This window comes from Pseudomonas trutticola BRTCR10, from assembly GCF_056155105.1.
On sequence record NZ_CM149552.1, the window covers coordinates 5,765,584 to 5,790,611 of the forward strand.

Here is a 25,028-nt window from a genome sequence, read left to right on the forward strand (position 1 = left end):
AAACAATGGCAAAACTTATTCAACCCGCTGTCGAACTGGTAACTTTTCGCACACTTGAGGTTTCGGAAATCGACGCTTCGGCCAACACCCACGCACCACCGGCCGGGCATCTGCAAGTACCTGCCGCGCTGCCTGAGCCGACAGCCAAACCGGACAAGTCCTCAACACCGACACTCAAGTCTCTCGACAAACGTCATGGCCCGTTGCGCATCGGCGAATTCACCGTGTCCCGGGTCGAGCTTGAGGTTCTCGGGGCGAAAATCAACGGAATGCCCCTCAGTCCGGACAATGTCAATCTGAAAGTGGCCGATCTGGACTTTCTCGACTCCATGAGTTTCGACCCGGCCAAAGTCGTGGCCCGTATCGTTGCCACGGACGTGGCCGCAAGTGAGACCGTGGCGACGCTGATGTTCGAGATTTCCACATTGCGCTCGGTCGATGCGCCCGCTCTCATGGTCAGCGCCGAACCGGTCACGCCCGGCAGCCAGATAGATCGTCTGGACAAGCTGACCAATGCCGCGCAGAAAATCGATATCCGCCGCGTCGACGCTCTCGACTACCTGCCATCCTGGGTCCACAAGGGCAAAACCTACCTCACCAGCGGTGCTGGCGTGGGTTTGCAGGCTTATGGCATCTACAGCGGTTATATGGGTCTGGTAGAAGCCATCAAGGTCGGTGACTGGGGCGAAGCGGCGTTCAACGGTGGCGCCATCAGCGCTGAACTCGGATCCTTGATCATCGAGCGGGGCTTGACCAAAACCGGTGAAGCGATGCTTCAGAATGGTTCGAAGATGTTCGGGCGGTTCCCCGCCACCACCGTAGGAAAATACCTTTCTCGGGGCGCCGGGCTGATCGCGAGCATCATCACTTTGCCGTTTGACATAGTCAGTGCGATCAAATCGTTCAATGCCGCCGCCGCAACTTCCGGCAAGGAAAGCCAGGATCATTACGTTGCGGGCGGTTTGGCGGTGGCAGGCGCAGTCATCAGCATCGCGCTCGGCATCGCCGCAATGCTCGGCTTTGGTGCCATCGCCGGCCCACTGGGCATCCTCGCGGCTGTTGTGCTCATCCTCACGGCAGAAATCTACCGGGCGGTCAGGGTTGTCGACGACATCGATGATTACATCGAGTTGACCGTCCACGAACGCTTGCGCTCCGGCTGGTTCGCCTTCACCCGGCAGGAGCTGGATGAAGACGTCATGGATCGCTTCAAAATCGCACAGTTCTCCGCTCACTATCAAAAACAACTGCAGGGCGCGACCGAGCAACTGCTTGAAGGCGCCTACAAGAATTATGTGGAACATGTCGTCAATGGCAACTACCGGGTGGTGCTCGAACCGGTGAAAGTCTGGCGCTACCAGTGGGACGAAACGCTGGGCGAACAACCCTATAAAGCAGACAAGCTGCCCACCGTAATCAGCGCCGATGACCGCATCGACGCCCGCGACGGGCTGCCGGCCGACCTCAAAGGCGTGATCACCGGCACACCCGGGGACGACAAGGCCATTTTGTGGCGACTGGGTGGCGGCAATGATCAGGTTGTCGGCGTACAGGCCAGGCACAATATTTTCAGTTATGCCGAAGGCGAGAAAATACTGACCGGGGGTGACAAGAATGATGTGTTCTATTTCGAGAGCACCCACCAGGAATTCGCGCGGGTAGAAAAACCGGCAAAAAGCAGCGTCCTTGATGCAGGTGAAGGCAATGACACGCTGACCTTCGAAGGCTCGCGCCCGACCCGCGATACTCGCCATGTGGGTTACGACGTGAACCTGCAGACCGGCAAGATCGCGTTGCGAAGTCACGATGCTACGGTCGCTGACCTGGAAGTGGCACAACTCCAATCCATCGAAAATGTTTCGACACTGCGCAATGGCTCAAATCGAATCACCGGCAGCGACGAGGCCAACCAGATTTCGGCCAACGGCAACGACCACGTCACGGCCGGTGCCGGTGACGATACGATCATCATCCGCGGGACGGACTGTCGGGTCGGTGGCGGCGTCGGCATCGATCGCTATTACATCGCCGACACCGCAGCACGCCCCGTGATCATCGAAGACGGCAAGGAAACGAGCATCATCGAGTTCGGCTGGCCGTTGGCGCGGATTCAACGCTGGCAGGTCATTGGCACCTCGCTGGTCGTCACCTCCCTCAAAGGCGTGGATGGCGAGGAGCCCGATCATGTGTTGACGATTGAAGGGGTTTATCAACAGATCGACGACAAACGCGTGATAAAAAACAGCCGGCTGCTGCTCAAGACCCAGGACCGTTACGAACTGGAACCGATACTGGCGCTGGAACTGGCGGATAACCTGGATCATGACGTCGAGTGCCGGGTGCTGGTCATTGGCGACCGCCCACCTGCGCCGCACATCGCCAACAGCGGCACGGTTGATATCTTTACGCACCCGGCCGCGCATCATTTTGTCTCGCGCAATGGAAAGCGCCTGAATATTTTCGCCCCCGCCAGCACTGCCAAAGCCGCCCGAACCCTTCATCTGGACTACGACGCCGACGAAATCCTCGATGTCAGGGTCAGTTACGACGTCAGTGTCAGCAGCAATGCGGCAGGCGTTCGCTATTTGCAGTACGAACAGTTCAACCTTTGGCTGCGTCTTCCGTCGAAGCTGCTTAATTTCACCGGTGTGATCAAGGCCAGAAAAGAACGCGATAGTCAGACCGGCTTCAACAATATCAGGACCACCCTCGTGCAGGTCAGACACCCGATCGTACTGATCATGCGCGATGGCACCTCGTATAACGTTGCCGCTCCGCGCGTGCCCTACCGGGAAGACGCCGATGCACCAGGCAGCAAAACCCTGACGACCCGGGAATGCCTGAAACTCAGGCAAGGCAAGTACCCGTTCGTCAGACCTGGGCCCATCAAACCCGTGCAACTGGGCGCCAAACCCCAGGAAATCAACTTTCCGCCACCGCCACACAATGGCACTTACGTATTGCACGGCCAGGCGTCTACCTACGATGTCTATCCGGTCAGCAACAGCACGTTCAGCCTGTCCACTCCCGGGGCCATTGCGCAAACGTCCGACGCGTCGGCATGGACCATTTTCACTACAAAAATGACTGAAAAGATTACCCGCGACGATATCCGGCTGGATGCACACCATCTGCAAATCGGTAGCGTCGTCATTCAACTTCCCAGTCTGGACCACGCCGGCCCGGTGGAGTCGATCAGCGTTGCGACGTCGACCGGCAATATCTACCAGGTCGAGCTGCTGTTTGAAGTGATGCAACTTTACGCAATCGACGCGCAGGGCTACGCAGACCTCGACAGCTTGATGGCCGATATTCGTTTGCATCAGGAAAAGAAAGAGCTGGCGACGAAAATCACCGTCAAGAACATCGGCTTTACACCGCCCATGTCCGGGAGGGTTTACTACAACTCAGTGGACAACTATTGGAGCATCGATAGCGATCCAGCCCTGCGCATCAAGGAACAGGACCTGTTTATCAAGGCGAGCCAAACCGCCTGACGCTTTACCTGCTGGTTTGTGCCCTATTCGTCCTCTGCGTCGAACCGGGTTTACCAGAGCCAGCCGACGGATCGGCTCGCTCATTGAACATGGAGTGCAATTTTTATGCGGCAAAAACCTCGACCACGCTCGCCTGTGGCGCCTGAACTGCCAGGCAGTTCCACCAAACGACCACGTTTCGATGAGACGGGCTCTGATCCATTCAGGGATTTCTCTCAATGGAAGCAGGGATTGGACTCCACATCTCCAAGGGACACGCCGTCCACCGAGCCGTCCCCTGCTGATCTGCAAACATCACCTGCCGTGACCGTGCACGATTTGCCGACAACCAGTAACCCGACCACCCACACGCCCGGTCCAGGATCATTGATGGATTACACATTCGACCCGTCTTTGTTGAATAGGAAGACGATAGAAACTGACGCGTTCGGGGTAAAAGACTTCGGCGCCGCTAAGTTCGTGGACCTGGAAATCAACGGTAAAACACATCATGCCTTCGTCATGTTTGACCCAAGCATCAATATGTGGCGAGTAAAGAAGTGGTCGGAACTAGAGCCGGGCCCGGTGATTTACCGATCCATCAAAAACAACCTGTGGCAGGAAAGCCGCCATCTGACCTTTCTGAACAGCCATCAGATCTTTCTGGACGGCGAAAGCCATATAGTTGCCGAATCCGCGAGTGCCAACGGATTCCACGAAGTACGCAATCTCGGCTCCGACAGCGACGCGCCCATTGTCGCCCATGCCTACAGGGACCATAACCATCGATGGGTGGAAGTTGACCTGTCCCAACCCCGAGACACCATCCCGCCACCGGTAAAACTGGCGAATTGGACGGATGGCGATCTGCGGCAAACGTACAACCTGACCGACGCCCAACTGTCGGACTTCCGTGCCGAGGCGGATGCATCCGGCAAACCGCCGTCCTGGGCCACGCGCATCCAGCACGACCAGGATCTCGTGCAGGTGACAGATTCGTTGAGGTGGATCCACCCGACAATGTCCCGCAAAGAGCGTCGCCATCTACTGCGCAGCTACAACTTGACGGCATCGCAATTGAAGCACCTGCGCACGGACCTCGAAAGCTACCAGATGCCCGCATGGGCCGAAGAACATAAACGCATGACCATGAACAAGGACGATGATCAGCGCTTCAAACTGATCGCCGAAGAACTTGAACATCACGTGCAGATGCTGAGGACCCGAGGTAGCAAATTCGACCACGGTGACCCGACTTCTCGCTATAGCAAGGAGTTCCTTGCCGACTACACGGCCCGCCTCGGCTACCTGCGCAACAAATACGACGTGATTTACCGTACCGATATTCCGGCCATGTTCAGAGGCGAGACGCGAACGCCATTCGAGCTGTCCAGGGACAGGCGCATGATCCATCGCAAGGGCAACCCGAGCGGCACAACCACCAAGCGCGCGTTCAGCGCGACCTTCGGCCTGAAAAACGCCGAGAGTTACGCTGCATCATATGGTGGTTACTTTCACGAGCGGCACTACAACTCGCAGGCCAACCGTTACCCCGGCATCGATCCGGACGCGGGGACAAGAAAAAGGCCTTCGGGCGACGACGACAATGTCTCGCAAAACGGCGACGGGTCCGATGGCTACGACTCTGATGCCAGTATCGCTTCCCGTGGAGAACGTGAAGGTAACGAATCCGACTCTGACAGTTCGTTCGTTTTCGATGACACGCAAAACTACACCTCCAATCGCCGCAAGCAGACAACTTCTTTTGTGTATGCCATAGACACACGTGGCGTAGAAGTCGTCCCGGGGCACGAGGAACTAGCCTTCAATAACAAGAACAGATTCTGGTTCGACGAACTGGAAGGGCATATATCAATGCCGACTCGGGGCGTGAGTGCCGAACGAATCTGGCTGGTGCGCTCGGACCTCAGACGGGCAGCCCGAGTGGACGACATTTACGCAATGGCGGAGAGCAACGACAGTCTCGAATATTACGAGGAGAGCATTTGGGCGGGGACCGACTTCGACAACTATCACCGAAGATCCCTCTGCGACGGACTCATCGACGAAATCGCCAGTTCTGGCGGCGTAGTGCTTGAACTGCCGAAAGGTGATCTCACCTTCGCCGACGACATCGTCTGGCCGGTGCCTGAGCACTACCGAACCTGACTGCAACACTGTCGACCAGGCTCGCGCCGGCCTTCGATCATCGAGCCGGCAACGGCCCACGACCTGTTTAACGTGAAACGCCCGATGTGACGTCCATCATCACATCGGGAAACTTCAGTCAGCCATTGGATCGGCTGACTCATCGACATGGAGTCACACCTTAATGCGCAACAAACCCAAAGCCCCTCGATTAACGCCTGAGGCCGATATAGCCACGCTTTCGACATCCCGCCCCGCCACACCTGACAAGGGGCTGGAACACCTGGATTTCAATCTGCCCGGTCGCAAAACACCCGGGGGGGCAAACCCGCTCTCATCAGAGGGCGCAGTGGAAGGTTCATCAGGAAGGACAGTGCACCCCGAGCCTGCGGTGACGGTATCGGTCACGCCGCTATCGGACACTGCCCCGGCGGCGCATACGGCCCCGGTTTCGCCACTGCAACCCTACGTACAAAAGCCCGGACGCGAGCTATCCGCGCCAGATGCAGCCGGACTGAGATCCTACAAAGGCCGGCAATTCGCCGAGGTGGCTGGGGATCATGCAGGAAGCGGCACTCAGACAGTGATGGTGATGTTCGATGAAGTTATGAAAGCCTGGCGGGCAAAGCTGCCGTCCGAACGCAATCCCTCCGGGCCACCGCTTTATCGAATCGCCAACGGCAACACCTGGAGCCTGAAAAAACCGGTTGAGTATTACGATCACCTCGACTACTCCATCCATCATTTACCCGATAGCCAAGGCTACTACGGCGTTTCCAGGCGGGACTTTTTCAATGTCAATCGATGGTTACCCACTGACCTTTGGGCTTTCAGGGATTCTCGTAATGGCAATTGGGTCAAGGTCGTGCGGGTCACCGCGCTGGGAGATTCATCTGCTACACCGCTTGCACACTGGACCGATGGCGAAATCTGGAGTGCGTACCGCCTGCACGGTGCCGAAGCTCAAGTCTTTCGCACCGAAGCACAATCCCTTGGCAGGGCACCTGACTGGGCCCGCCGTTTCGACGAACCGGACGTCTCCCGGTATTTGACCGACTCGTTGAAATGGCTGCATCCGCACAAGTCCCTGAGCGAACGCTCGGACCTCCTGCGCAGCTACAACTTGACGGCGGCCCAGCAAACTCGTTTGCGGCAGGACCTGCAAAATGGACCGTTCCCCGAATGGGCCGAACAGCACAAGCAATTGACTCAGAGCAATGACGAGCAGCGGTTCAAGCACATTGCCGAGGAACTGGATCCGTATTGCCTGCGATTAAGAAATGAAGGCGAAAACTTCAGCGACTCATTACCCGACGTTGATAAACGCTATGACCGTCAGTTTCTGGAGAGCTATCTGCAGCAAGCAGGTTACAAGCGCAATGTGCATGACTCGCTGTATCGGACTGATATCCCGGGAATGTTTCGCGCTGATCTGCGCACACCTTTTGAACTGGCCAGGGACAAACGCCTGGTAAAGTTGCGGGGCAATCCCTCCGACACCACAACCAAACGGGCTTTAAGCGCGACATTTGGTCTGGCCAATGCCTTGTCCTACATGAGTTTTGATTACTACTCCAACCCTCGGCATTACAACAGCCAGGCCAATCGCTACCCAGGGCATTTCAGTGACAGTGATTCGTCAACCGGAAATCGACACAGCACGGACGGGGAATCGGATACATCGTTTGAAATGGACGACTCGCGCGACTATCCACTGCTAAGGCGCAACCAAAAACTTGGGTTTCTTTATGTCATCGACACCCGCGGCGTCGAAGTCGTACCCCGGGTGGAAAACATTTATCTGAACAACATGGACTTTGACGGCGATACGCTCGAAGGCCGGATATCAATGCCTACGCGGGGAATCAGCGCCGAGCGGATCTGGCTGGTGCACTCGGACCTGAAGCGAGCTGCCCGGGTGGAAGATATCTTTCGACAAGCGGGCGACGACGCCGAGGAAATCGAGAGCGCAACGTGGGCAGGCGTCGATGCCGACTCCGTAGAACGCGTTGGCCACACCCCTTACGATGCATTGATCAATCAAATAGCCGACTCTGGCGGGGAAATACTGGATTTGCCGAATGGTAACGGTACATTTGCCAATGACATTGTCTGGTCCGTTCCCGAACATTACAGAACCTGATTCACAAACAAGTTGAACATGTGAATTACGCCATTCATTGCACAAATGAATGGCGTATACCCTCAGGCTTCGAGGGGCAGCTTATCAATAAGCTTGAACACAAAAACTACCGGTTTATTGTTATAGGCGACATGCCCGGTCACATTGGGATCTACACTCTTGAAAATATTCATTCGATTAACTGTGTCACGATACAACGGCTTTTTATTCGACTCGCTCGCCAGTTCAATATAAGTCGGGCCGACTTCAAGTTCACCCAGCGTGGCGCGCATCACTCCGGTTTTACTGATTGAAAAGAACTCACTCTGTTCGTGCCGACTGACCAGCAGATTGTGCGTACGACTCTCTATAACCAAACGTGCGCCATCATTCACACCGCGCAGCACAATGTTGATCGCATAGCTGTCACCCTGTGGCGTGAATTTAAGCAGCAGCGGTTTATCATCCTCATGGTCGGCGAGCGTAATAAAGCTCGATTCGCGCGCGTCCGCCAGTGCCACTTCAGTATCGAGTTTTTCACGCTGGGTTATCCGCGAGTCGCGCAAGCGCTGCTTCAAGCGTTGTTGATTAAGCACCACCGGCAGCCCGTTGACATAGAGATTTGCAGTGAATGCAACGTTGTCGCTTTTATTTGTAGACATAAAACCACCTCCTCGCAGAAGTCTTGCCGCTTATGCATTCGCAGCACCTGATCATTCTGCATGACAAGAAAATTGATTCAGGCCGCAACCATCGGAGCGACAGACTCTGCCGTGGCGGAAACACGAGCAATTTCGTTGACAGGAATTTTGGCGGCCTTGCGTTTACGACGCTCAATGACCATCAAATCGGCGTAGACCGCCGCCGCTTCAATAACGTGATTAACGTTATGATCGCTACCGGCATGTTTGAAAATATACTTACCGGCAATATCGTCCCAGAACCCCCACTCATCTTCATAAACAGTCATGAATATTCCTTATTCTTAATAAAAGGCACCCGCATCCTGCGGGCAACTTGAAATTAAGTTAAAGGAATAGCCAACACAATGCTGGCAAGTACCGCGAGTTGATTCAAAGTAAAACTAGGCGAACAGCTCACCTTGTAATTCATCGAGCAATGCTTGTATTGCATCCAGGCGTTGCTGAGGGTCGTCGAGTTGCAGCAGGTCGATCTTGTCTTCTTCCGCAAAGGGCAACAGATACGCCAACTGATTGGCCAGCGATTGCTGGCCGACCGCTTCGGTGCCCATGTTCAACGCTTCGACCATCGGATGTTCCGCCAGCGCCTTGAGCAACGCCACCAAATCGGCGTCTTCATCCTGCAACGGTTGCTCGGGTTCGTCGTCCAGCCACTCGACGTCGGCGATGATCAGTTGATCGCGCTGCACTTCAGTGCGCAGCACGTGGAAGCGTCGCCCGCCCTGCACGCGAATCCCCAGCAGGCCATTGTCCTGCTGTTGGAAATCGGTAATGCGCGCCTCGCATCCGACCAGAGCAAAACCTTGCGGCGCGACGCCGACTTCATGGCCATCGAGGATGCACACCACGCCAAAGCCGACGCCCTGCTTCATGCAGCGGCCGATCATGTCCAGATAGCGCGCCTCGAATATCTGCAAGTCGAGGTTGCAGCCGGGAAACAGCACTGTGTTCAGCGGAAAAAGCGGCAGACTCATAGACATTTCCTTACACCACCATCGACACCGCCAACGGCAGGAACACCGCCGTGGCCACGCCCATCAGACTCATCGCCAGCGCCGCGAAGGCGCCGCACTCCTCACTTTCCTGCATCGCCACCGCCGTGCCGACCGCATGCGCGGTCATGCCCAGCGCCATGCCGCGTGCCTCGGGGCTGTGCACGCCGAGACGGTTCAACAACGCCGGGCCGAAGATCGCGCCGATCACCCCGGTGATCAGCACGAACACCGCTGCCAGCGCCGCGACGCCACCGATCTGCTCGGCCACCAGCATCGCAATCGGTGAGGTCACCGACTTCGGCGCCATGGTCATCAGGATCATGTGCTCGGCGCCGAACCACCAGCCCAGCGCCACACCCATGCCCGTGGCGACCACCCCGCCTATCACCAGCGTAGTAAAAATCGGCCAGAACAATTGACGGATGCGCCGCAGGTTGAGATACAGCGGCACGGCCAGCGCCACTGTCGCCGGCCCCAGCAAAATACTGAGAATCTCGGTGCTCTTGCGGTACTCGGCATAGGTCAGGCCGCAGCCCACCAGCACGCCGATCACCAACAGCATGGAGACCAGCACCGGTTGCAGAAAGATCCAGCGGGTTTTCTCGAACGCCGCCAGCACCAGTTGATAGGCACCGAGGGTGATGCCGATGCCGAACAGTGGATGATGAATCACCGACGCCCAGGCGCCATGCCAGTCGAAGAGCATCAGGACTCCTCCGAATGCCGCGCGTGGCGCTTGACCAGACGCTGCATCAGCACACCGGCGAACGCCATCGACAGGATCAGCGACACCACCAGCGCACCGACTATCGCCCAGAAATCGGCGGCAATCGCCGTGGCATAGACCATCACGCCCACCGCGGGTGGCACCAGCAGCAACGGCAGATAACGCAGCAAACTGCTGGCGGCGAGGTTCAGCGGCTCGCCGACTTCACCGCGAATGATCAGGAATATCAGCAGCAACAGCAGGCCGATGATCGGCCCCGGCAATACCGGCAACAGCAAATGATTGAGTGCCGTGCCGAGCAATTGGAACAGCACCAGCAGGGTCAGGCCACGTAACAACATCTGACATCTCCGACAGAAAGCGCCCGGCATTATAAGCACGCCTGCGCTATGGATCGGCATTCGCCAAAAGCATGGTCGGTTGACCGGAGCAAATCGCCATGATGATCTACAGTGGTTCGCAGGGCGGTCAAATCCCCCACCTGAAAAACTATAAAACCGATGAACCCAAGGAGAGTCTCAATGCCCTATGTTCCCGTTGCAGAGCTCAAAGATTATGTCGGCAAGGAACTCGGACGTTCCGAATGGCTCACCATCGATCAGGAACGCATCAACCTGTTCGCCGAAGCCACCGGTGATTATCAGTTCATTCACGTCGACCCGCTCAAAGCCGCGCAAACGCCATTTGGCAGCACCATCGCCCACGGTTTCCTGTCGTTGTCGCTGATCCCGAAATTGATGGAAGACATCCTCGTGCTGCCGCAGGGCGTGAAGATGGTGGTCAACTACGGCCTCGACAGCGTGCGTTTCATCCAGCCGGTCAAGGTCAATTCCAAAGTTCGCCTGAAGGTCGATCTGGGCGAAGTGACCGAGAAAAAACCGGGCCAGTGGTTGCTCAAAGCCACCGCAACACTGGAGATAGAAGGCTCGGACAAACCGGCCTACATCGCCGAGCCGCTGTCGCTCTGCTTCGTTTAAGCGCCGGGATGCGAAGCAGCGCACGCTGTTTCGCATCCGCTCACTTCCGGCGGCTGTATAAGGTCACATAGCTGCGGCATACTCGGTCGCCTAATTGCCCGGATCCCGCTATGCGCCCACTCGCTTCTCTTGCCCCTATTGCCTTGACCCTGATGCTTGCCGCTTGCGGCGACGGCGAGTCGCTGTTGCCGCCGGATGCGCGCCTGCCGGACGGCGGACGCTATCGTGGCGAGTTGGTCGATGGCTTGCTGCAGGGCCAAGGGCGCGTCGACTACCCTAACGGCAGTTGGTACGCCGGGCAGTTCGACAAGGGCCAGTGGCATGGCCAGGGCGAATGGCACGGCAGCAACGGCGAGGTCTATCGCGGTCAGTTCCAGCAAGGGCTGTTCGACGGTCAAGGCAGCCTGACCACCAACGCCAGCAGTTACACCGGCGGGTTCAAGCTCGGTCGACGTGATGGCGAAGGCACTCTCAAAGAAAACGCCATGACCTACCGTGGAGAGTTCAAGGCCGATCAATATTCCGGGCTCGGCCGTCTGGAAATGGATGACGGCAGCTCCTATCAAGGCCAGTTCGCCCACGGCAAACCGAATGGCGAAGGCCAGCGCGGCGACGCCAGCGGCAACTCGTTCACCGGCCATTTCGTCAACGGCCAGCTGGAAGGCAACGGCACCTTCAACAGCGCCGACGGCGACATCTATGTCGGTGGTTTCAAGAACAATCAATTGCACGGCAAGGGCCGTTACGAAAACGCCGACGGTGATGTCTGGCTCGGCCAGTTCAAGGAAGGCGCGCTGACCGGCAAGGGCGAACTGATCGGCGCCGACGGCAGCCATTACATCGGCTCGTTCAGCGACTGGCGTTTCAGTGGCCAGGGTCGTTTGAACCTGCCCGACGGCAGTTTCTACATCGGCGGCTTCGACAGCGACAGTTACGCCGGACGTGGCACCTTGGTGCTGACCGATGGCAGCGTGCTCAGCGGCACCTGGGTCAACGGCCAGCGTGTGCGCGATGCCGACGGCAAGTTGCTGCCCGACACCCTTGAACTCGGCTTGCTCGCCCAGGGCCGCCTGCTCGATGACGCACTGGCAGCCATCCCGGCCTCGACGCCTGCGGTCGAGTTGTACACCCTGACCCTCGGCGGCGACGGCAAGCAGAGCGTGTTCCTGCGCGAGTCCGATTACGTCGCCAACATGCTCAGCACGCGTTTCGGCGCCTATGGCCAGATCCGTCTGGTCAACCACCGCGACCACCTCGGCGACCGGCCGATGGCCACCCGCGAAAACCTGCGCCGCGCCGCGCAAACCCTGGCCGAACGCAGCGGCCCGGAAGATTTGCTGTTCATCTACCTGACCAGCCACGGCACCGCCGAACACGAACTGGTGCTCGACCAGCCGCGCATGGAACTGGCCGACCTGCCCGCCGACGAACTCGCCGCCGTGCTCGCACCACTGAAAAATCGCGACAAGATCATCGTGATTTCCTCATGCTATTCCGGCGGTTTCATCCCGGCCCTCAAAGACGAACGCACGCTGATCATGACCGCCTCGCGTGCCGATCGCGTTTCCTTCGGCTGTTCCGAGGAGGCTAACTTCACCTACTTCGGCGATGCGCTGTTCGCCCAGGCGCTGAACCAGACCGACGATCTCGAACAAGCTTTCAAACTGGCCAAGGCCACCGTCGCCGAGCGTGAACTGGCGGACAATTTCGAAGCCTCGGAGCCGCAAATCTGGGCGCCGAAAACCGTGCTGTCGCACTGGCAGTTGCTGCGTAAACAGCAAGCCAGAAAAGCGTTGCAAAGTGCTGCATTGAACGACGGAGCGACAAACAGCAACTAAGCTGAACAGTATCAAGGGAGAGACACTATGTACTTGACGCCTCAGCACGTATTGCTTGCCGGAGCCACCGGATTGACCGGTGAACATCTACTCGACCGTTTGCTCAACGAGCCAACGATTACCCGCGTGCTCGCCCCTTCCCGTCGGCCACTGGCCGAACATCCGCATCTGGAAAACCCGGTCGGCGATCCGCAGGCGTTTCTGCCGCAGCTCAGCGGGCGCGTCGACATCGCTTACTGCTGTCTCGGCACCACGATCAAACAGGCCGGTTCGGAAGCTGCGTTCCGTGCGGTGGATCTGGACATGGTGGTGGCGTTCGCCAAGCGTGCGCGGGAGATGGGTGCGCGGCACCTGATCGTGATCAGTGCGCTGGGCGCCGATCCGAAGTCGTCGATTTTCTACAACCGGGTCAAAGGCGAAATGGAGCAAGCGCTCCGCGCCCAAGACTGGCCGCAACTGACCATTTGCCGACCGTCGCTGCTGTTGGGTGAGCGCACAGAGCCACGCTTGGCCGAGCAATTGGCGGGGCCGCTGTCGAAATTGATTCCCGGCAAGTACCGCGGCATCGAAGCCTGCCAACTGGCTCGGGCGATGTGGCGGCTGGCGCTGGAAGAACAGGATGGGGTTCGGGTGATTGAGTCCGATGACTTGCGCAAGTTAGGCAAATAATTCATCCGCCCATGATGATCGTTCCCACGCTCTGCGTGGGAATGCAGCCATGGACGCTCTGCGTCCCAAAAAGCGTGACGCGGAGCGTCACAGGAGGCGTTACCACGCAGAGCGTGGGAACGATCAGTCACTACAAGCCGCCAGTCGCCTGAAAACCTACGCCAAGCACCGTCAGCAAAGACAACGGCAACAGCAGCGTATCGAGCAAAGCACTCGCCGGCAGATCCACACCCGGATAACTCGGCGCCTCAGCGCCAAACCGATCCATCGCGCAACACCCGCCATTCATCGCATACAAATCAAGCCGCGTTCCGGAGTACACCACTGGCGCCCCGGGCTTGGCCGCATCGAGCGTTCGCGCCGTAGCGCACCCGGCCAATTGCAGCGCCAGCAGCATCATCAGCAGAGATGCCAGCAGCTTATTCATCGCTGCTCAGATGATGCTCGCCCCAACGGGGCAGCATGTCCTGTGGAATACCCAGCAGATTGAGAATCCGTGCCACGACGAAATCGATCAGGTCATCGATGGTCTGCGGCTGGTGATAAAAACCAGGGGACGCAGGAAGAATGGTCACGCCCATGTTCGACAGCTTGAGCATGTGCTCCAGATGAATGCTCGAATACGGTGCTTCGCGTGGTACCAGAATCAACTGGCGACGCTCCTTCAATGTCACGTCTGCGGCCCGTTCGATCAGGTTGTTGCAGGCACCGGTGGCAATCGCCGACAGCGTGCCGGTCGAGCACGGCACCACCACCATCGCCGCTGGGGCGCCGGAGCCGGAAGCCACCGGCGACATCCAGTCTTCCTTGCCGTACACGCGGATCTGCCCGGCGGCTGCGCCGGTGTATTCGGTGAGGAACGCCTGCATCGTCTGCGGCTTGGGCGGCAGTGTGACGTCGGTCTCGGTGGCCATCACCAGTTGCGCTGCCTTGGAGATCAGGAAGTGCACCTCGCGATCTTCACGCACCAGACAATCGAGCAGGCGCAAACCGTACTGCGCGCCTGAGGCGCCGGTCATCGCCAGCGTGATGCGTTCCGGGCCGCCGTTCTGCGAAAAAGTGTTCATTGCAGCGCCTCGGCGAGTTTGCCGTGCAGGCCGCCGAAGCCGCCGTTGCTCATGATCACCACGTGGGTGCCGGGCTGAGCTTGGCTCTTCACGCGATCGATGATGCCTTCCAGCGAATCGCTGACAATCGACGGCACGCTGCACAGCGCAGCAGTCGCGCCCAGATCCCAGCCAAGATTGGCCGGCGCGTACCAGATCACCTGGTCGGCGTCGTTCACACTCTCTGGCAAACCGTCACGGTGCGCGCCGAGTTTCATCGAGTTGGAGCGCGGCTCGATGATCGCGATCAGCGGTGCATCGCCGATGCGCTTGCGCAGGCCGTCGAGCGTGGTGGCAATGGCGGTCGGATGATGGGCGAAGTCGTCGTAAATGGTGATGCCGCGCACTTCAGCGACTTTCTCCATGCGCCGTTTGACGTTCTTGAACGCACTCAACCCGGCAATGCCCATCGACGGCACGACACCAACGTGACGCGCCGCCGCCAGCGCGGCCAAGGCATTGGCGACGTTGTGCTGACCGGTCAGCTCCCACTCGACCGTGCCCTGGGACACGCCTTCGAACATCACCTCGAACGCTGAGCCATCGTCTTTAAGCAACTTGACCTGCCACTGACCGCCGACGCCGGTGGTCTGCACCGGGGTCCAGCAGCCCATCTCGATCACACGCTGCAAGGCCGGCTCGGTGGTCGGGTGGATCACCAGGCCTTCGCTCGGGATCGTACGCACCAGATGATGGAATTGCCGCTCGATCGCTGGCAGATCAGGGAAGATGTCCGCGTGATCGAACTCAAGGTTGTTGAGGATCGCGGTGCGTGGGCGGTAGTGAACGAACTTCGAACGTTTGTCGAAGAACGCGCTGTCGTATTCGTCGGCTTCGATCACGAAGAACGGCGTACCGCCCAGACGTGCGGATACCGAGAAGTTCTGCGGCACGCCGCCGATCAGGAAACCCGGGCTCATGCCGGCGTGCTCCAGCACCCAGGCGAGCATGCTGCTGGTGGTGGTTTTGCCGTGGGTGCCAGCGACAGCCAAGACCCAGCGACCTTGCAGCACATGATCGGCCAGCCACTGCGGGCCGGATACGTACGGCAGGCCTTTGTTCAGCACATATTCCACCGCTGGATTGCCGCGGGACATGGCGTTGCCGATCACCACCAGATCCGGCGCCGGATCGAGCTGGGCCGGGTCGTAGCCCTGAGTCAGCTGAATGCCTTGGGCTTCAAGCTGTGTGCTCATCGGCGGATAGACGTTGGCGTCGGAGCCGGTCACGTGATGGCCCAGCTCTTTGGCCAGTACGGCCATCGAGCCCATGAAAGTCCCGCAGATACCCAGAATATGAATGTGCATAGTCGACCTCGTAAAACATGGCCGCAGGTTAGCGTAGGGAGGGGGAAATCGCACTCTTTAGCTGATGGGGCGGGACGGTTGGGCATGGCATTCGGGCTCGGCTGTAGATAGTTGCCCCTCACCCCAGCCCTCTCCCGAGGGAGAGGGAGCCGATCGATGTCGCTTTCAGATCTTGAGTTCGACTCGATAATCCACGTCGGCGTAGCTCGAAATAACAACTCGGTCAGTCCCCTCTCCCTGCGGGAGAGGGTCAGGGTGAGGGGCTTCTAACTGACACACCGCTCAATCCCATGTTTGCGCAGCTTTCTATAAAGGGTGTTACGGCTTACGCCGAGCCGCAACGCGGTTTGGGTCATGTGCCAACGGGTCTGCTCCAAAGCATTGAGCAATGCCGAGCGTTCGGCGTCTTCCAGCGGATGATCGGATTGCATAACCTCCAACTCTACCGCCGGCCGTGCCTGACGAATCATCACCGGCAAATCCTCCAGCCCGATCCGCCCTTCATCACACAACGCCGCCAGCGTACGCAGCACGTTGCGCAACTGCCGCACGTTCCCCGGCCAATTGAACGCCAGCAATGCCTGCCGCGCCGGCTCTTCGATCAGAATCGTTTCGCCGCCCGCCTCCTCGGCCAGCAGGAAATCCAGCAACTGCGATTTATCACTGCGCTCACGCAACGCCGGCAACGCCACTTCCAGGCCATTGAGCCGGTAATACAGATCCTCGCGAAAACTGCCGTCCGCCACCCGCTCCAGCAGATTGCGGTGAGTGGCGCTGATGATCCGCACGTTGACCGCTTCCGGCTCGCCGCCGATCGGCACCACCTGTCGATCCTCCAGCACCCGCAACAAGCGTGTCTGCAAGGCCAACGGCATGTCGCCGATTTCATCGAGGAACAACGTGCCGCCATCGGCCTGCTGCAACTTGCCGCGCATGCCGTCCTTGCGCGCACCGGTGAAGCTGCCGCCGCGATAACCGAACAGCTCGCTCTCGATCAGGCTCTCGGGAATCGCCGCGCAGTTGAGGGCAACGAAGGCTTTACTGGCGCGTTGGCTGGCCTGATGGACAGCCTTGGCGAACGCCTCTTTGCCGGAGCCGGTCTCGCCATTGATCAGCAGCGGCACATCGCGCTCGAACACGCGCAGGGCTTTGCGGAAGTCCGCTTGCAAAGCCGTATCGCCGAGGCAAATGCTCGATAGACGCGGCGCCTCCGCCACAACCGGCGACGAAGGAATGATCGGCGTCGACTTGCGCGACTCGCCGCGTAATACGGCAAACAAATGTCGCCCATCGCGGGTGCGCAACGGCCAACTGGCGCTGGCATTGGCACTCGCGCGGCCGAGCAATTCATCCAGCGAACAATCGAAAAACGCCTCCACCGGCTTGCCCAGCAATCCGCCGCGAATATGCCCCAGCAGATTCAGCGCACTCTGGTTGACCGCACTGATCCGCCCTTCCCCGTCGAACGCCAGCAAGCCCTCACTGAACAACCCGACCGACTCGGCCTGCAAGTGAAAACGCAGCAACCACTGGTTATCGAAGCAACGCAGGAAATAGCAGCTCTCGATCATCTTCGCCGACAGATTGACCAGCGCCATGGTGTGGAACTGGCTCTGCCGCGAAACGTCGTGGCGCGCCGAGGACACGTCGAGCACCGCGAGCAGTTCGCCATGCGGATCGAACACCGGACTCGCCGAACAGGTCAGGCCGGTGTGGCGTCCGCGAAAGTGTTCGTCCTGGTGAATGGTCAGCGCCTGACGTTCGACCAGGCAGGTGCCGATGCCATTGGTGCCTTCACAGGCTTCGCTCCAGTCGGCGCCGAGCCAGAGGCCGGCACGTTCGAAGATCTTGCGTTCGGCAGGTGCAGTGACGCAGTTGAGGATCACCCCGCGCGCATCGGTCAGCAAAACTGCATGGCCGGCGCCGGAGAGTTGTTGATGCAGGCTGCTCATTTCGTTGCCGGCGATCTGCAACACCTGTTGCAGACGCTCGCGGCTTTCAAGCACGCGCCCGTGCTCAAGCACGGTGGGCGCCATGCTCAGGGCCGGATCGAGGTGATAGTCCTCAAGACAGCGCAGCCACGAGCGGGCAATTGATGGATCGGCTCCCGGCCCGTGCAGGTGCGGTTTGCCCTGGGTGGCGGTAAGAACCTGTTGGGCATGGCGACTCAAATGGTTGTCGTGCATTTCTTATTGTTCTCCCCGAGGCTCGGCGGCCCAATGCTTGAGGTGACGCCCAGCATCCTCCAGCCGCTCCGGCAATGCAATGCTGGCAAGACTGCCCGGTCACCAGCTGTGCCAAAAGCGGTACACACTGTCACCCAATCTGTACCGAAACCGTCACAGGCGTTATCCGCCCGTCCGACAAAAACCGCGCAAGGCCTTGATTTCACTGCCCTGCACGGCAGTGGCCCGACCCTTGCTCTACGCTTATAGCAAGCGCACTTGCGCGTTTCTCTAATAAGTACAAAGCCAAGGAGAACATCATCATGCGTTACGCTCACCCCGGTACTGAAGGCGCCAAAGTCTCGTTCAAGAGCAAGTACGGTAACTACATCGGCGGCGAGTTCGTCGCGCCTGTCAAAGGTCAGTACTTCACCAACACCTCGCCAGTGAATGGCCAACCGATTGCCGAATTCCCCCGCTCCACTGCCGAAGACATCGACAAAGCACTGGACGCCGCCCACGCCGCTGCCGATGCCTGGGGCGCGACCTCCGTGCAGGCGCGCTCGCTGATCCTGCTGAAAATTGCCGACCGTATCGAACAGAACCTCGAGCTGCTGGCGATCACCGAAACCTGGGACAACGGCAAAGCCATCCGCGAAACCCTCAACGCCGACATCCCGCTGGCCGCCGACCATTTCCGCTACTTCGCTGGCTGCCTGCGCGCCCAGGAAGGCAGTGCTGCCGAAATCGACGGCAACACCGTGGCCTATCACATTCATGAACCACTGGGCGTGGTCGGCCAGATCATCCCGTGGAACTTCCCGATTCTGATGGCCGCGTGGAAACTCGCACCAGCGCTGGCCGCCGGCAACTGCGTGGTGCTCAAGCCTGCCGAGCAGACCCCGCTGGGCATCTCGGTGCTGGTCGAACTGATCGGCGACCTGCTGCCGCCGGGCGTGCTGAACATTGTTCAGGGCTACGGCAAAGAAGCCGGCGAAGCGCTGGCGACCAGCAAACGCATTGCCAAGATCGCCTTCACCGGCTCGACCCCGGTCGGCTCGCACATCATGAAATGCGCTGCCGAGAACATTATTCCGTCCACCGTTGAGCTGGGTGGCAAATCGCCGAACATCTTCTTCGAAGACATCATGCAGGCCGAGCCGACTTTCATTGAGAAAGCCGCCGAAGGTCTGGTGCTCGCGTTCTTCAACCAGGGCGAAGTCTGCACCTGCCCGTCCCGCGCGCTGGTGCAGGAGTCGATCTACGACGAATTCATGCAAGTTGTGATGAAGAAAGTCCTGCAGATCAAACGTGGCGACCCGCTGGACACCGACACCATGGTCGGCGCCCAGGCGTCGGAACAGCAATTCGACAAAATCCTTTCGTACCTGGAAATCGCCAAGGGCGAAGGTGCCGAGCTACTGACCGGCGGAAAGGTGGAAAAACTCGAGGGCAGTCTGTCGACCGGCTATTACATCCAGCCGACCCTGCTCAAGGGCACGAACAAAATGCGTGTGTTCCAAGAAGAAATCTTCGGCCCGGTGGTGAGCATCACCACCTTCAAGGACGAAGCCGAAGCGCTGGCCATTGCCAACGACACCGAGTTTGGCCTTGGTGCCGGGCTGTGGACCCGCGACATCAACCGCGCCTACCGCATGGGCCGCGCCATCAAGGCCGGTCGTGTATGGACCAACTGCTACCACCTGTACCCGGCGCATGCCGCGTTCGGCGGATACAAGAAGTCCGGCGTCGGCCGTGAGACGCACAAGATGATGCTCGATCACTATCAGCAGACCAAAAACCTGCTGGTGAGCTACGACATCAATCCGTTGGGCTTCTTCTAAAACCTGAGGGCGACACTGATGTTTCGGTGTCGCCCATTCGACCGCCATCGCTGGCAAGCCAGCTCCCACAGGGTTGTGGGTGAATCCACTTTTTGAGTTCGGCTCAGATCACTGTGAGAGCTGGCTCCCACAGGGTTGTGGGTGAATCCACTTTGTTGAGTTCGGCTCAGATTACTGTGGGAGCTGGCTTGCCAGCGATGGCGCCCTGACTGACACACCACCAATGGCCTGGCCGCTCTGGCACGGCCCTTGCGTACCCGTCATTCAGGATTTGCACTGAAACCGCCGCTGCGTGAACAGCACCTATCCACTTCAACCGCCACACCCGAAAGTCCAACAGATCAAACAATAAAAAAGACAGCGAGGACTTATGACTTCCACCACACAGCTCAAACCCACACTCGGCACCCTGCACCTCTGGGGCATTGCCGTCGGCCTGGTGATTTCCGGCGAATACTTCGGCTGGAGTTACGGCTGGGGCACCGCGGGCACTCTGGGTTTTCTGGTCACGGCGCTGATGGTCGCGACGATGTACACCTGCTTCATTTTCAGCTTCACCGAACTGACTACTGCAATCCCACATGCCGGCGGGCCGTTTGCCTACAGCCGTCGGGCGTTCGGCGAGAAGGGCGGACTGATCGCCGGGATCGCCACGCTGATCGAGTTCGTCTTTGCGCCACCGGCGATTGCCATGGCCATCGGCGCCTATCTGAATGTGCAGTACCCGGAGCTTGATCCGAAGATCGCGGCGGTTGGCGCGTATTTCGTGTTCATGACCCTGAATATTCTAGGCGTCAGCATTGCTGCGACTTTTGAACTGGTGGTCACCGTACTGGCCGTCGCCGAATTGCTGGTGTTCATGGGCGTGGTTGCGCCGGGCTTCAGCTTCAGTAACTTCGTGCTTAACGGCTGGTCGGGTTCGAACGAATTCACCATGGGCTCGATCCCCGGGATCTTTGCGGCGATACCGTTTGCGATCTGGTTCTTCCTTGCCATCGAAGGCGCGGCCATGGCCGCCGAAGAAGCCAAAGACCCGAAACGCACAATTCCCAAGGCCTATGTCAGCGGGATTCTGACCCTGGTGTTCCTCGCCATCGGCGTGATGGTGATGGCCGGCGGTGTCGGCGACTGGCGCCAACTGTCGAACATCAACGACCCGCTGCCACAGGCCATGAAAGCCGTGGTCGGTAACAACTCGACATGGATGCACATGCTGGTGTGGATCGGCCTGTTCGGGCTGGTGGCGAGTTTCCACGGCATCATTCTTGGCTACTCGCGACAGTTCTTCGCCCTCGCTCGCGCCGGTTATCTGCCGAAAAGTCTGGCCAAGCTCTCACGCTTTCAAACGCCACACCGGGCTATTCTGGCCGGCGGCGTGATCGGCATTGCGGCGATCTACAGCGACGGTCTGGTCAATCTGCAAGGCATGACGCTGACCGCTGCGATGATCACCATGTCGGTGTTCGGCGCGATCGTGATGTACATCATCAGCATGCTCAGCCTGTTCAAACTGCGTAAAACCGAGCCGAACCTGGAGCGCACCTTCCGCGCCCCTGGCTATCCGGTGGTGCCGGCCATTGCGCTGTTTCTGGCGCTGGTGTGTCTGGTGGCGATGGCGTGGTTCAACACGCTGATCGGTTGCGTGTTCCTGGGCTTCATGGCCGCTGGTTATCTGTACTTCCAGCTGACCGCCAAACAACGCGCCGAAGCGCCGGCAGACGCTATGCTCGAAGGTATTTAGTTGCACCGGCACCGGGCTTCGAACCCGGTGCCCGCTATATAGAAGTGCATACACCTCCCTTGTGCGGGAGATGAACCTGTGGCGAGGGGATTTATCCCCGATCGGCTGCGAAGCAGTCGTAAACCCATTTATCGCTGTGTAGCTGATACTCCGCGATCTCAGGGTTTGCGGCCGCTGCGCGCCCCATCGGGGATAAATCCCCTCACCACGGAGTTCGTTCCCACAAGGAACTGAGTTATCCACAGAATCAAGAGGACACCGCCCCATGGCCGCATTTGCCCATTCCGTCGGCGCCCAGACCTATCGCTTCGACAGCCTCAAGGATGTGATGGCCAAAGCCAGCCCGGCGCGTTCCGGGGACTTCCTCGCCGGCGTCGCCGCGCTCAATGACGGCGAACGCGTGGCCGCACAAATGGCGCTGGCCGACATCCCGCTGACGCTTTTTTTGCAGGAAGCGCTGATTCCTTACGAGTCCGATGAAGTCACCCGGCTGATCATCGACACCCACGACAAACAGGCCTTTGCCGTGGTCAGCCACCTCACCGTCGGCGGTTTCCGCGACTGGCTGCTCAGCGAGGCGGCCGATGAAACCAGCCTGCGCGCCCTCGCCCCCGGACTGACGCCGGAAATGGTCGCGGCGGTGTCGAAGATCATGCGCGTGCAGGATCTGGTGCTGGTCGCGCAGAAAATTCGCGTGGTGACGAAATTTCGCGGCACCCTCGGCCTGCGCGGGCGTCTGTCGACCCGTCTGCAACCCAATCACCCGACCGACGAGCCGTCCGGTATTGCCGCGAGCATTCTAGACGGCCTGCTGTACGGCAACGGCGACGCGATGATCGGCATCAACCCGGCCACCGACAGCATCGCCTCGATCTGCGCGATGCTGGAAATGCTCGACGCGATCATCCAGCGCTACGACATCCCGACTCAGGCCTGCGTGCTGACCCACGTCACCACCTCGATCGAGGCAATCAACCGTGGGGTGCCACTGGACCTGGTGTTCCAGTCCATCGCCGGCACCGAAGCGGCCAACGCCAGTTTCGGCATTAACCTGAATGTCTTGCAGGAAGGCTACGACGCCGGCCTGAGCCTGAATCGCGGCACCCTCGGGCAAAACCTGATGTATTTCGAAACCGGTCAGGGCAGCGCCCTGTCAGCCAACGCCCACCACGGCGTCGATCAACAGACCTGCGAGACACGGGCCTACGCCGTGGCGCGACATTTCAAGCCGTTTCTGGTGAACACAGTCGTAGGATTTATCGGCCCGGAATACCTCTACAACGGCAAACAGATCATCCGCGCCGGCCTCGAAGACCACTTCTGCGGCAAGCTGCTCGGCGTACCGATGGGCTGCGACATCTGCTACACCAACCACGCCGAAGCCGATCAAGACGATATGGACACCCTGCTGACCCTGCTCGGTGTCGCCGGGATCAACTTCATCATGGGCATCCCCGGCTCCGACGACATCATGCTCAATTACCAGACCACTTCGTTCCACGACGCACTCTATGCGCGCCAAACCCTGGGTCTGAAACCGGCGCCGGAGTTTGAACAATGGCTGGCCAGGATGGGCATCTTCACCCAAGCGGATGGCAAGGTGCATTTCGGCAATAACCTGCCGCCGGCCTTTCGCCAGGCCTTGGCGCAACTGGGATGAGTCTTATGGAAAAACCGCCTGTCGACCCGCAAAACCCATGGCTGGAACTGCGCCGGCTGACCCCGGCACGCATCGCCCTCGGCCGTACCGGCACCAGCCTGCCGACCAGTGCCCAGCTGGATTTTCAGTTTGCTCACGCGCAAGCGCGAGATGCGGTGCATCTGCCGTTTGATCACGCCGGACTCAGCGCGCAACTCAGCGAGCGCGGGCGCGAGAGCCTGTTGCTGCACAGCGCGGCGACCGATCGCAACAGCTACCTGCAACGCCCGGATCTGGGGCGCAAGCTCAGCGATGACTCGGCGCAAACCCTGCGCGATTACGCGCAAGCGCATCCCGGCGGCGTTGACCTGGCGATTGTCGTGGCTGACGGCCTGTCGGCACTGGCTGTGCATCGGCATACATTGCCGTTCCTCACACGCCTGGAAGAGCAGATGAGTGCTGACAACTGGTCCATTGCCCCCGTCGTTCTGGTGGAACAGGGGCGGGTCGCCGTCGGTGATGAAATTGGTCAACTGCTCGGCGCAAAAATGGTCGTGATGCTGATCGGTGAGCGCCCGGGCCTCAGTTCGCCGGACAGCCTCGGTTTATATTTCACCTACAATCCAAAAATCGGACTGACCGATGCCTACCGCAATTGCATTTCCAACGTGCGGCTGGAGGGCTTGAGCTACGGGATGGCGGCGCATCGCTTGCTGTACCTGATGCGCGAGGCCTGCCGGCGGCAGCTGTCGGGGGTCAATCTGAAGGACGAGGCGCAGGTTCAGACGCTGGAAGCGGACGCCGGTGCAGACATGAAAGGAAACTTCCTACTCGGTCCGCCCCCAACCTGAACCGTTTCCGCATTGCGTTTCTGCGCAGGTTTCAGGCAGGATCGATACACGGCCGCCAGGGTTTCCCATCGCCGTCAGAGCAGTTGAAGACAGCCACTTGAAGACGAGACCTATCATGCGGATTATTCAAGCGACCCTCGAACATCTGGATTTGTTGACTCCGTTGTTCGTCAAATATCGCGAGTTCTACGGTTCCCTGCCTTATCCGGATTCCTCCCGCGCGTTTCTCGAAAAACGCCTGCGCCGCAAGGAATCGGTGATCTATCTGGCCCTGGCCGATGATGACGACAAAAAACTGATGGGCTTCTGTCAGCTGTATCCAAGCTTTTCCTCGCTGTCGCTCAAGCGCGTGTGGATCCTCAATGACATTTACGTCGCCGAAGACGCCCGCCGCCAATTGGTCGCCGACAACCTGATCCGCACCGCGAAAAAAATGGCCAAGGAAACCCAGGCCGTGCGCATGCGCGTGTCCACCAGTGCCGATAACGAGGTGGCGCAGAAAACCTATGAATCGATCGGATTCAAGGAAGACACCGAGTTCAAGAACTACGTGCTGCCGATCAGCGAAGAGCTCTGAACACCTGCATCGACGGTATATTTGTGGGCAGTTCCTGTGGCGAGGGAGCTTGCTCCCGCCGGGCTGCAAAGCAGCCCCAAGCCCCAACACCTCGATCCTGCAGGCTCACCGCATGCCTGCGGGTTCGGGAGTGCTGCGCCCTCCA

20 protein-coding genes are annotated in these 25,028 nt (G+C 59.1%); 11 read left to right on the forward strand and 9 right to left on the reverse strand.

The window, feature by feature from the left end:
* Positions 1-5: 5 nt before the first annotated feature.
* The 3 genes from ACVVH8_RS26200 to ACVVH8_RS26210 all read left to right on the forward strand — a co-directional run bounded on the left by ACVVH8_RS26200 (position 6) and on the right by ACVVH8_RS26210 (position 7,767).
* Complete coding sequence (locus ACVVH8_RS26200) at positions 6-3,497, forward strand: calcium-binding protein (protein WP_475227094.1); 3,492 nt, start codon at positions 6-8, stop codon at positions 3,495-3,497.
* Between the two features lie 369 nt (positions 3,498-3,866).
* Positions 3,867-5,645: a hypothetical protein gene (locus tag ACVVH8_RS26205; RefSeq protein WP_475227096.1), complete on the forward strand. Its 1,779-nt coding sequence runs from the start codon at positions 3,867-3,869 to the stop codon at positions 5,643-5,645.
* A gap of 163 nt (positions 5,646-5,808) precedes the next feature.
* Entirely contained in the window at positions 5,809-7,767 is a 1,959-nt protein-coding gene (locus tag ACVVH8_RS26210; protein WP_475227099.1) for a hypothetical protein, read from the forward strand.
* A gap of 62 nt (positions 7,768-7,829) precedes the next feature.
* Here the strand turns inward: ACVVH8_RS26210 and ACVVH8_RS26215 are convergent, their stop codons facing one another.
* The 5 genes from ACVVH8_RS26215 to ACVVH8_RS26235 all read right to left on the reverse strand — a co-directional run bounded on the left by ACVVH8_RS26215 (position 7,830) and on the right by ACVVH8_RS26235 (position 10,510).
* Positions 7,830-8,408: a hypothetical protein gene (locus ACVVH8_RS26215; RefSeq protein ID WP_475227101.1), complete on the reverse strand. Its 579-nt coding sequence runs from the start codon at positions 8,406-8,408 to the stop codon at positions 7,830-7,832.
* A gap of 77 nt (positions 8,409-8,485) precedes the next feature.
* A complete protein-coding gene (locus ACVVH8_RS26220) occupies positions 8,486-8,716 on the reverse strand; it encodes a hypothetical protein (protein WP_103303698.1) in 231 nt (76 codons plus the stop codon).
* A 114-nt stretch (positions 8,717-8,830) separates the two neighbouring features.
* A complete protein-coding gene (locus ACVVH8_RS26225) occupies positions 8,831-9,421 on the reverse strand; it encodes an LON peptidase substrate-binding domain-containing protein (protein ID WP_213026679.1) in 591 nt (196 codons plus the stop codon).
* 10 nt (positions 9,422-9,431) lie between these two features.
* Positions 9,432-10,148, reverse strand: coding sequence for an LrgB family protein (locus tag ACVVH8_RS26230; protein ID WP_103303700.1), 717 nt, complete (start codon positions 10,146-10,148; stop codon positions 9,432-9,434).
* On the reverse strand, positions 10,148-10,510 hold the full coding sequence (locus tag ACVVH8_RS26235) for a CidA/LrgA family protein (RefSeq protein ID WP_213026680.1): 363 nt from the start codon (positions 10,508-10,510) through the stop codon (positions 10,148-10,150). The genes ACVVH8_RS26230 and ACVVH8_RS26235 overlap by 1 nt, the downstream gene beginning before the upstream one ends.
* Positions 10,511-10,690: 180 nt before the next feature.
* Here ACVVH8_RS26235 and ACVVH8_RS26240 point away from each other — a divergent pair, with 180 nt between their 5' ends.
* From ACVVH8_RS26240 to ACVVH8_RS26250, 3 genes are all read left to right on the forward strand, one after another.
* Positions 10,691-11,146, forward strand: a complete 456-nt coding sequence (locus ACVVH8_RS26240; RefSeq protein WP_475227104.1) for a MaoC family dehydratase — start codon at positions 10,691-10,693, stop codon at positions 11,144-11,146.
* Positions 11,147-11,256: 110 nt separating this feature from the next.
* Positions 11,257-12,984, forward strand: coding sequence for a C13 family peptidase (locus ACVVH8_RS26245; protein WP_103303702.1), 1,728 nt, complete (start codon positions 11,257-11,259; stop codon positions 12,982-12,984).
* Between the two features lie 27 nt (positions 12,985-13,011).
* Complete coding sequence (locus ACVVH8_RS26250) at positions 13,012-13,653, forward strand: oxidoreductase (RefSeq protein WP_475227107.1); 642 nt, start codon at positions 13,012-13,014, stop codon at positions 13,651-13,653.
* A gap of 130 nt (positions 13,654-13,783) precedes the next feature.
* Here the strand turns inward: ACVVH8_RS26250 and ACVVH8_RS26255 are convergent, their stop codons facing one another.
* The 4 genes from ACVVH8_RS26255 to ACVVH8_RS26270 all read right to left on the reverse strand — a co-directional run bounded on the left by ACVVH8_RS26255 (position 13,784) and on the right by ACVVH8_RS26270 (position 18,252).
* Positions 13,784-14,080: a YceK/YidQ family lipoprotein gene (locus tag ACVVH8_RS26255; RefSeq protein ID WP_475227110.1), complete on the reverse strand. Its 297-nt coding sequence runs from the start codon at positions 14,078-14,080 to the stop codon at positions 13,784-13,786.
* Entirely contained in the window at positions 14,073-14,720 is a 648-nt protein-coding gene (gene ubiX / locus ACVVH8_RS26260) for a flavin prenyltransferase UbiX (protein WP_315445968.1), read from the reverse strand. Before ubiX ends, ACVVH8_RS26255 begins: the two co-directional genes overlap by 8 nt.
* A complete protein-coding gene (mpl, locus tag ACVVH8_RS26265) occupies positions 14,717-16,066 on the reverse strand; it encodes a UDP-N-acetylmuramate:L-alanyl-gamma-D-glutamyl-meso-diaminopimelate ligase (RefSeq protein WP_103303705.1) in 1,350 nt (449 codons plus the stop codon). The genes ubiX and mpl overlap by 4 nt, the downstream gene beginning before the upstream one ends.
* A 266-nt stretch (positions 16,067-16,332) precedes the next feature.
* Entirely contained in the window at positions 16,333-18,252 is a 1,920-nt protein-coding gene (locus ACVVH8_RS26270; protein ID WP_103303706.1) for a sigma-54-dependent Fis family transcriptional regulator, read from the reverse strand.
* A gap of 302 nt (positions 18,253-18,554) precedes the next feature.
* Here ACVVH8_RS26270 and exaC point away from each other — a divergent pair, with 302 nt between their 5' ends.
* From exaC to ACVVH8_RS26295, 5 genes are all read left to right on the forward strand, one after another.
* Positions 18,555-20,075 carry an acetaldehyde dehydrogenase ExaC gene (exaC, locus tag ACVVH8_RS26275; protein WP_213026685.1) on the forward strand — a complete coding sequence of 507 codons (1,521 nt, stop codon included), beginning with the start codon at positions 18,555-18,557 and terminating at the stop codon, positions 20,073-20,075.
* Between the two features lie 370 nt (positions 20,076-20,445).
* Positions 20,446-21,816, forward strand: coding sequence for an ethanolamine permease (eat, locus tag ACVVH8_RS26280; protein ID WP_103303708.1), 1,371 nt, complete (start codon positions 20,446-20,448; stop codon positions 21,814-21,816).
* A gap of 265 nt (positions 21,817-22,081) precedes the next feature.
* Complete coding sequence (locus ACVVH8_RS26285) at positions 22,082-23,476, forward strand: ethanolamine ammonia-lyase subunit EutB (protein ID WP_475227113.1); 1,395 nt, start codon at positions 22,082-22,084, stop codon at positions 23,474-23,476.
* A 5-nt stretch (positions 23,477-23,481) separates the two neighbouring features.
* Positions 23,482-24,306 carry an ethanolamine ammonia-lyase subunit EutC gene (gene eutC, locus ACVVH8_RS26290; RefSeq protein WP_103303710.1) on the forward strand — a complete coding sequence of 275 codons (825 nt, stop codon included), beginning with the start codon at positions 23,482-23,484 and terminating at the stop codon, positions 24,304-24,306.
* A gap of 115 nt (positions 24,307-24,421) precedes the next feature.
* Positions 24,422-24,883 (forward strand): GNAT family N-acetyltransferase, encoded by a 462-nt coding sequence (locus tag ACVVH8_RS26295; RefSeq protein ID WP_074691599.1) that lies wholly within the window; start codon positions 24,422-24,424, stop codon positions 24,881-24,883.
* Positions 24,884-25,028: the final 145 nt, after the last annotated feature.

What these genes read in the sequence shown, in the direction of transcription:
- ubiX (WP_315445968.1), bottom strand. Translation starts at nt 14,720, where the DNA reads ATGAACACTTTTTCGCAGAACGGCGGCCCGGAACGCATCACGCTGGCG.
- ACVVH8_RS26215 (WP_475227101.1), bottom strand. Translation starts at nt 8,408, where the DNA reads ATGTCTACAAATAAAAGCGACAACGTTGCATTCACTGCAAATCTCTAT.
- mpl (WP_103303705.1), bottom strand. Translation starts at nt 16,066, where the DNA reads ATGCACATTCATATTCTGGGTATCTGCGGGACTTTCATGGGCTCGATG.
- eutC (WP_103303710.1), top strand. Translation starts at nt 23,482, where the DNA reads ATGGAAAAACCGCCTGTCGACCCGCAAAACCCATGGCTGGAACTGCGC.
- ACVVH8_RS26200 (WP_475227094.1), top strand. Translation starts at nt 6, where the DNA reads ATGGCAAAACTTATTCAACCCGCTGTCGAACTGGTAACTTTTCGCACA.
- ACVVH8_RS26245 (WP_103303702.1), top strand. Translation starts at nt 11,257, where the DNA reads ATGCGCCCACTCGCTTCTCTTGCCCCTATTGCCTTGACCCTGATGCTT.
- ACVVH8_RS26250 (WP_475227107.1), top strand. Translation starts at nt 13,012, where the DNA reads ATGTACTTGACGCCTCAGCACGTATTGCTTGCCGGAGCCACCGGATTG.
- eat (WP_103303708.1), top strand. Translation starts at nt 20,446, where the DNA reads ATGACTTCCACCACACAGCTCAAACCCACACTCGGCACCCTGCACCTC.
- ACVVH8_RS26205 (WP_475227096.1), top strand. Translation starts at nt 3,867, where the DNA reads ATGGATTACACATTCGACCCGTCTTTGTTGAATAGGAAGACGATAGAA.
- ACVVH8_RS26210 (WP_475227099.1), top strand. Translation starts at nt 5,809, where the DNA reads ATGCGCAACAAACCCAAAGCCCCTCGATTAACGCCTGAGGCCGATATA.
- ACVVH8_RS26285 (WP_475227113.1), top strand. Translation starts at nt 22,082, where the DNA reads ATGGCCGCATTTGCCCATTCCGTCGGCGCCCAGACCTATCGCTTCGAC.
- ACVVH8_RS26235 (WP_213026680.1), bottom strand. Translation starts at nt 10,510, where the DNA reads ATGTTGTTACGTGGCCTGACCCTGCTGGTGCTGTTCCAATTGCTCGGC.
- ACVVH8_RS26295 (WP_074691599.1), top strand. Translation starts at nt 24,422, where the DNA reads ATGCGGATTATTCAAGCGACCCTCGAACATCTGGATTTGTTGACTCCG.
- ACVVH8_RS26230 (WP_103303700.1), bottom strand. Translation starts at nt 10,148, where the DNA reads ATGCTCTTCGACTGGCATGGCGCCTGGGCGTCGGTGATTCATCATCCA.
- ACVVH8_RS26225 (WP_213026679.1), bottom strand. Translation starts at nt 9,421, where the DNA reads ATGAGTCTGCCGCTTTTTCCGCTGAACACAGTGCTGTTTCCCGGCTGC.
- ACVVH8_RS26240 (WP_475227104.1), top strand. Translation starts at nt 10,691, where the DNA reads ATGCCCTATGTTCCCGTTGCAGAGCTCAAAGATTATGTCGGCAAGGAA.
- ACVVH8_RS26220 (WP_103303698.1), bottom strand. Translation starts at nt 8,716, where the DNA reads ATGACTGTTTATGAAGATGAGTGGGGGTTCTGGGACGATATTGCCGGT.
- ACVVH8_RS26255 (WP_475227110.1), bottom strand. Translation starts at nt 14,080, where the DNA reads ATGAATAAGCTGCTGGCATCTCTGCTGATGATGCTGCTGGCGCTGCAA.
- ACVVH8_RS26270 (WP_103303706.1), bottom strand. Translation starts at nt 18,252, where the DNA reads ATGCACGACAACCATTTGAGTCGCCATGCCCAACAGGTTCTTACCGCC.
- exaC (WP_213026685.1), top strand. Translation starts at nt 18,555, where the DNA reads ATGCGTTACGCTCACCCCGGTACTGAAGGCGCCAAAGTCTCGTTCAAG.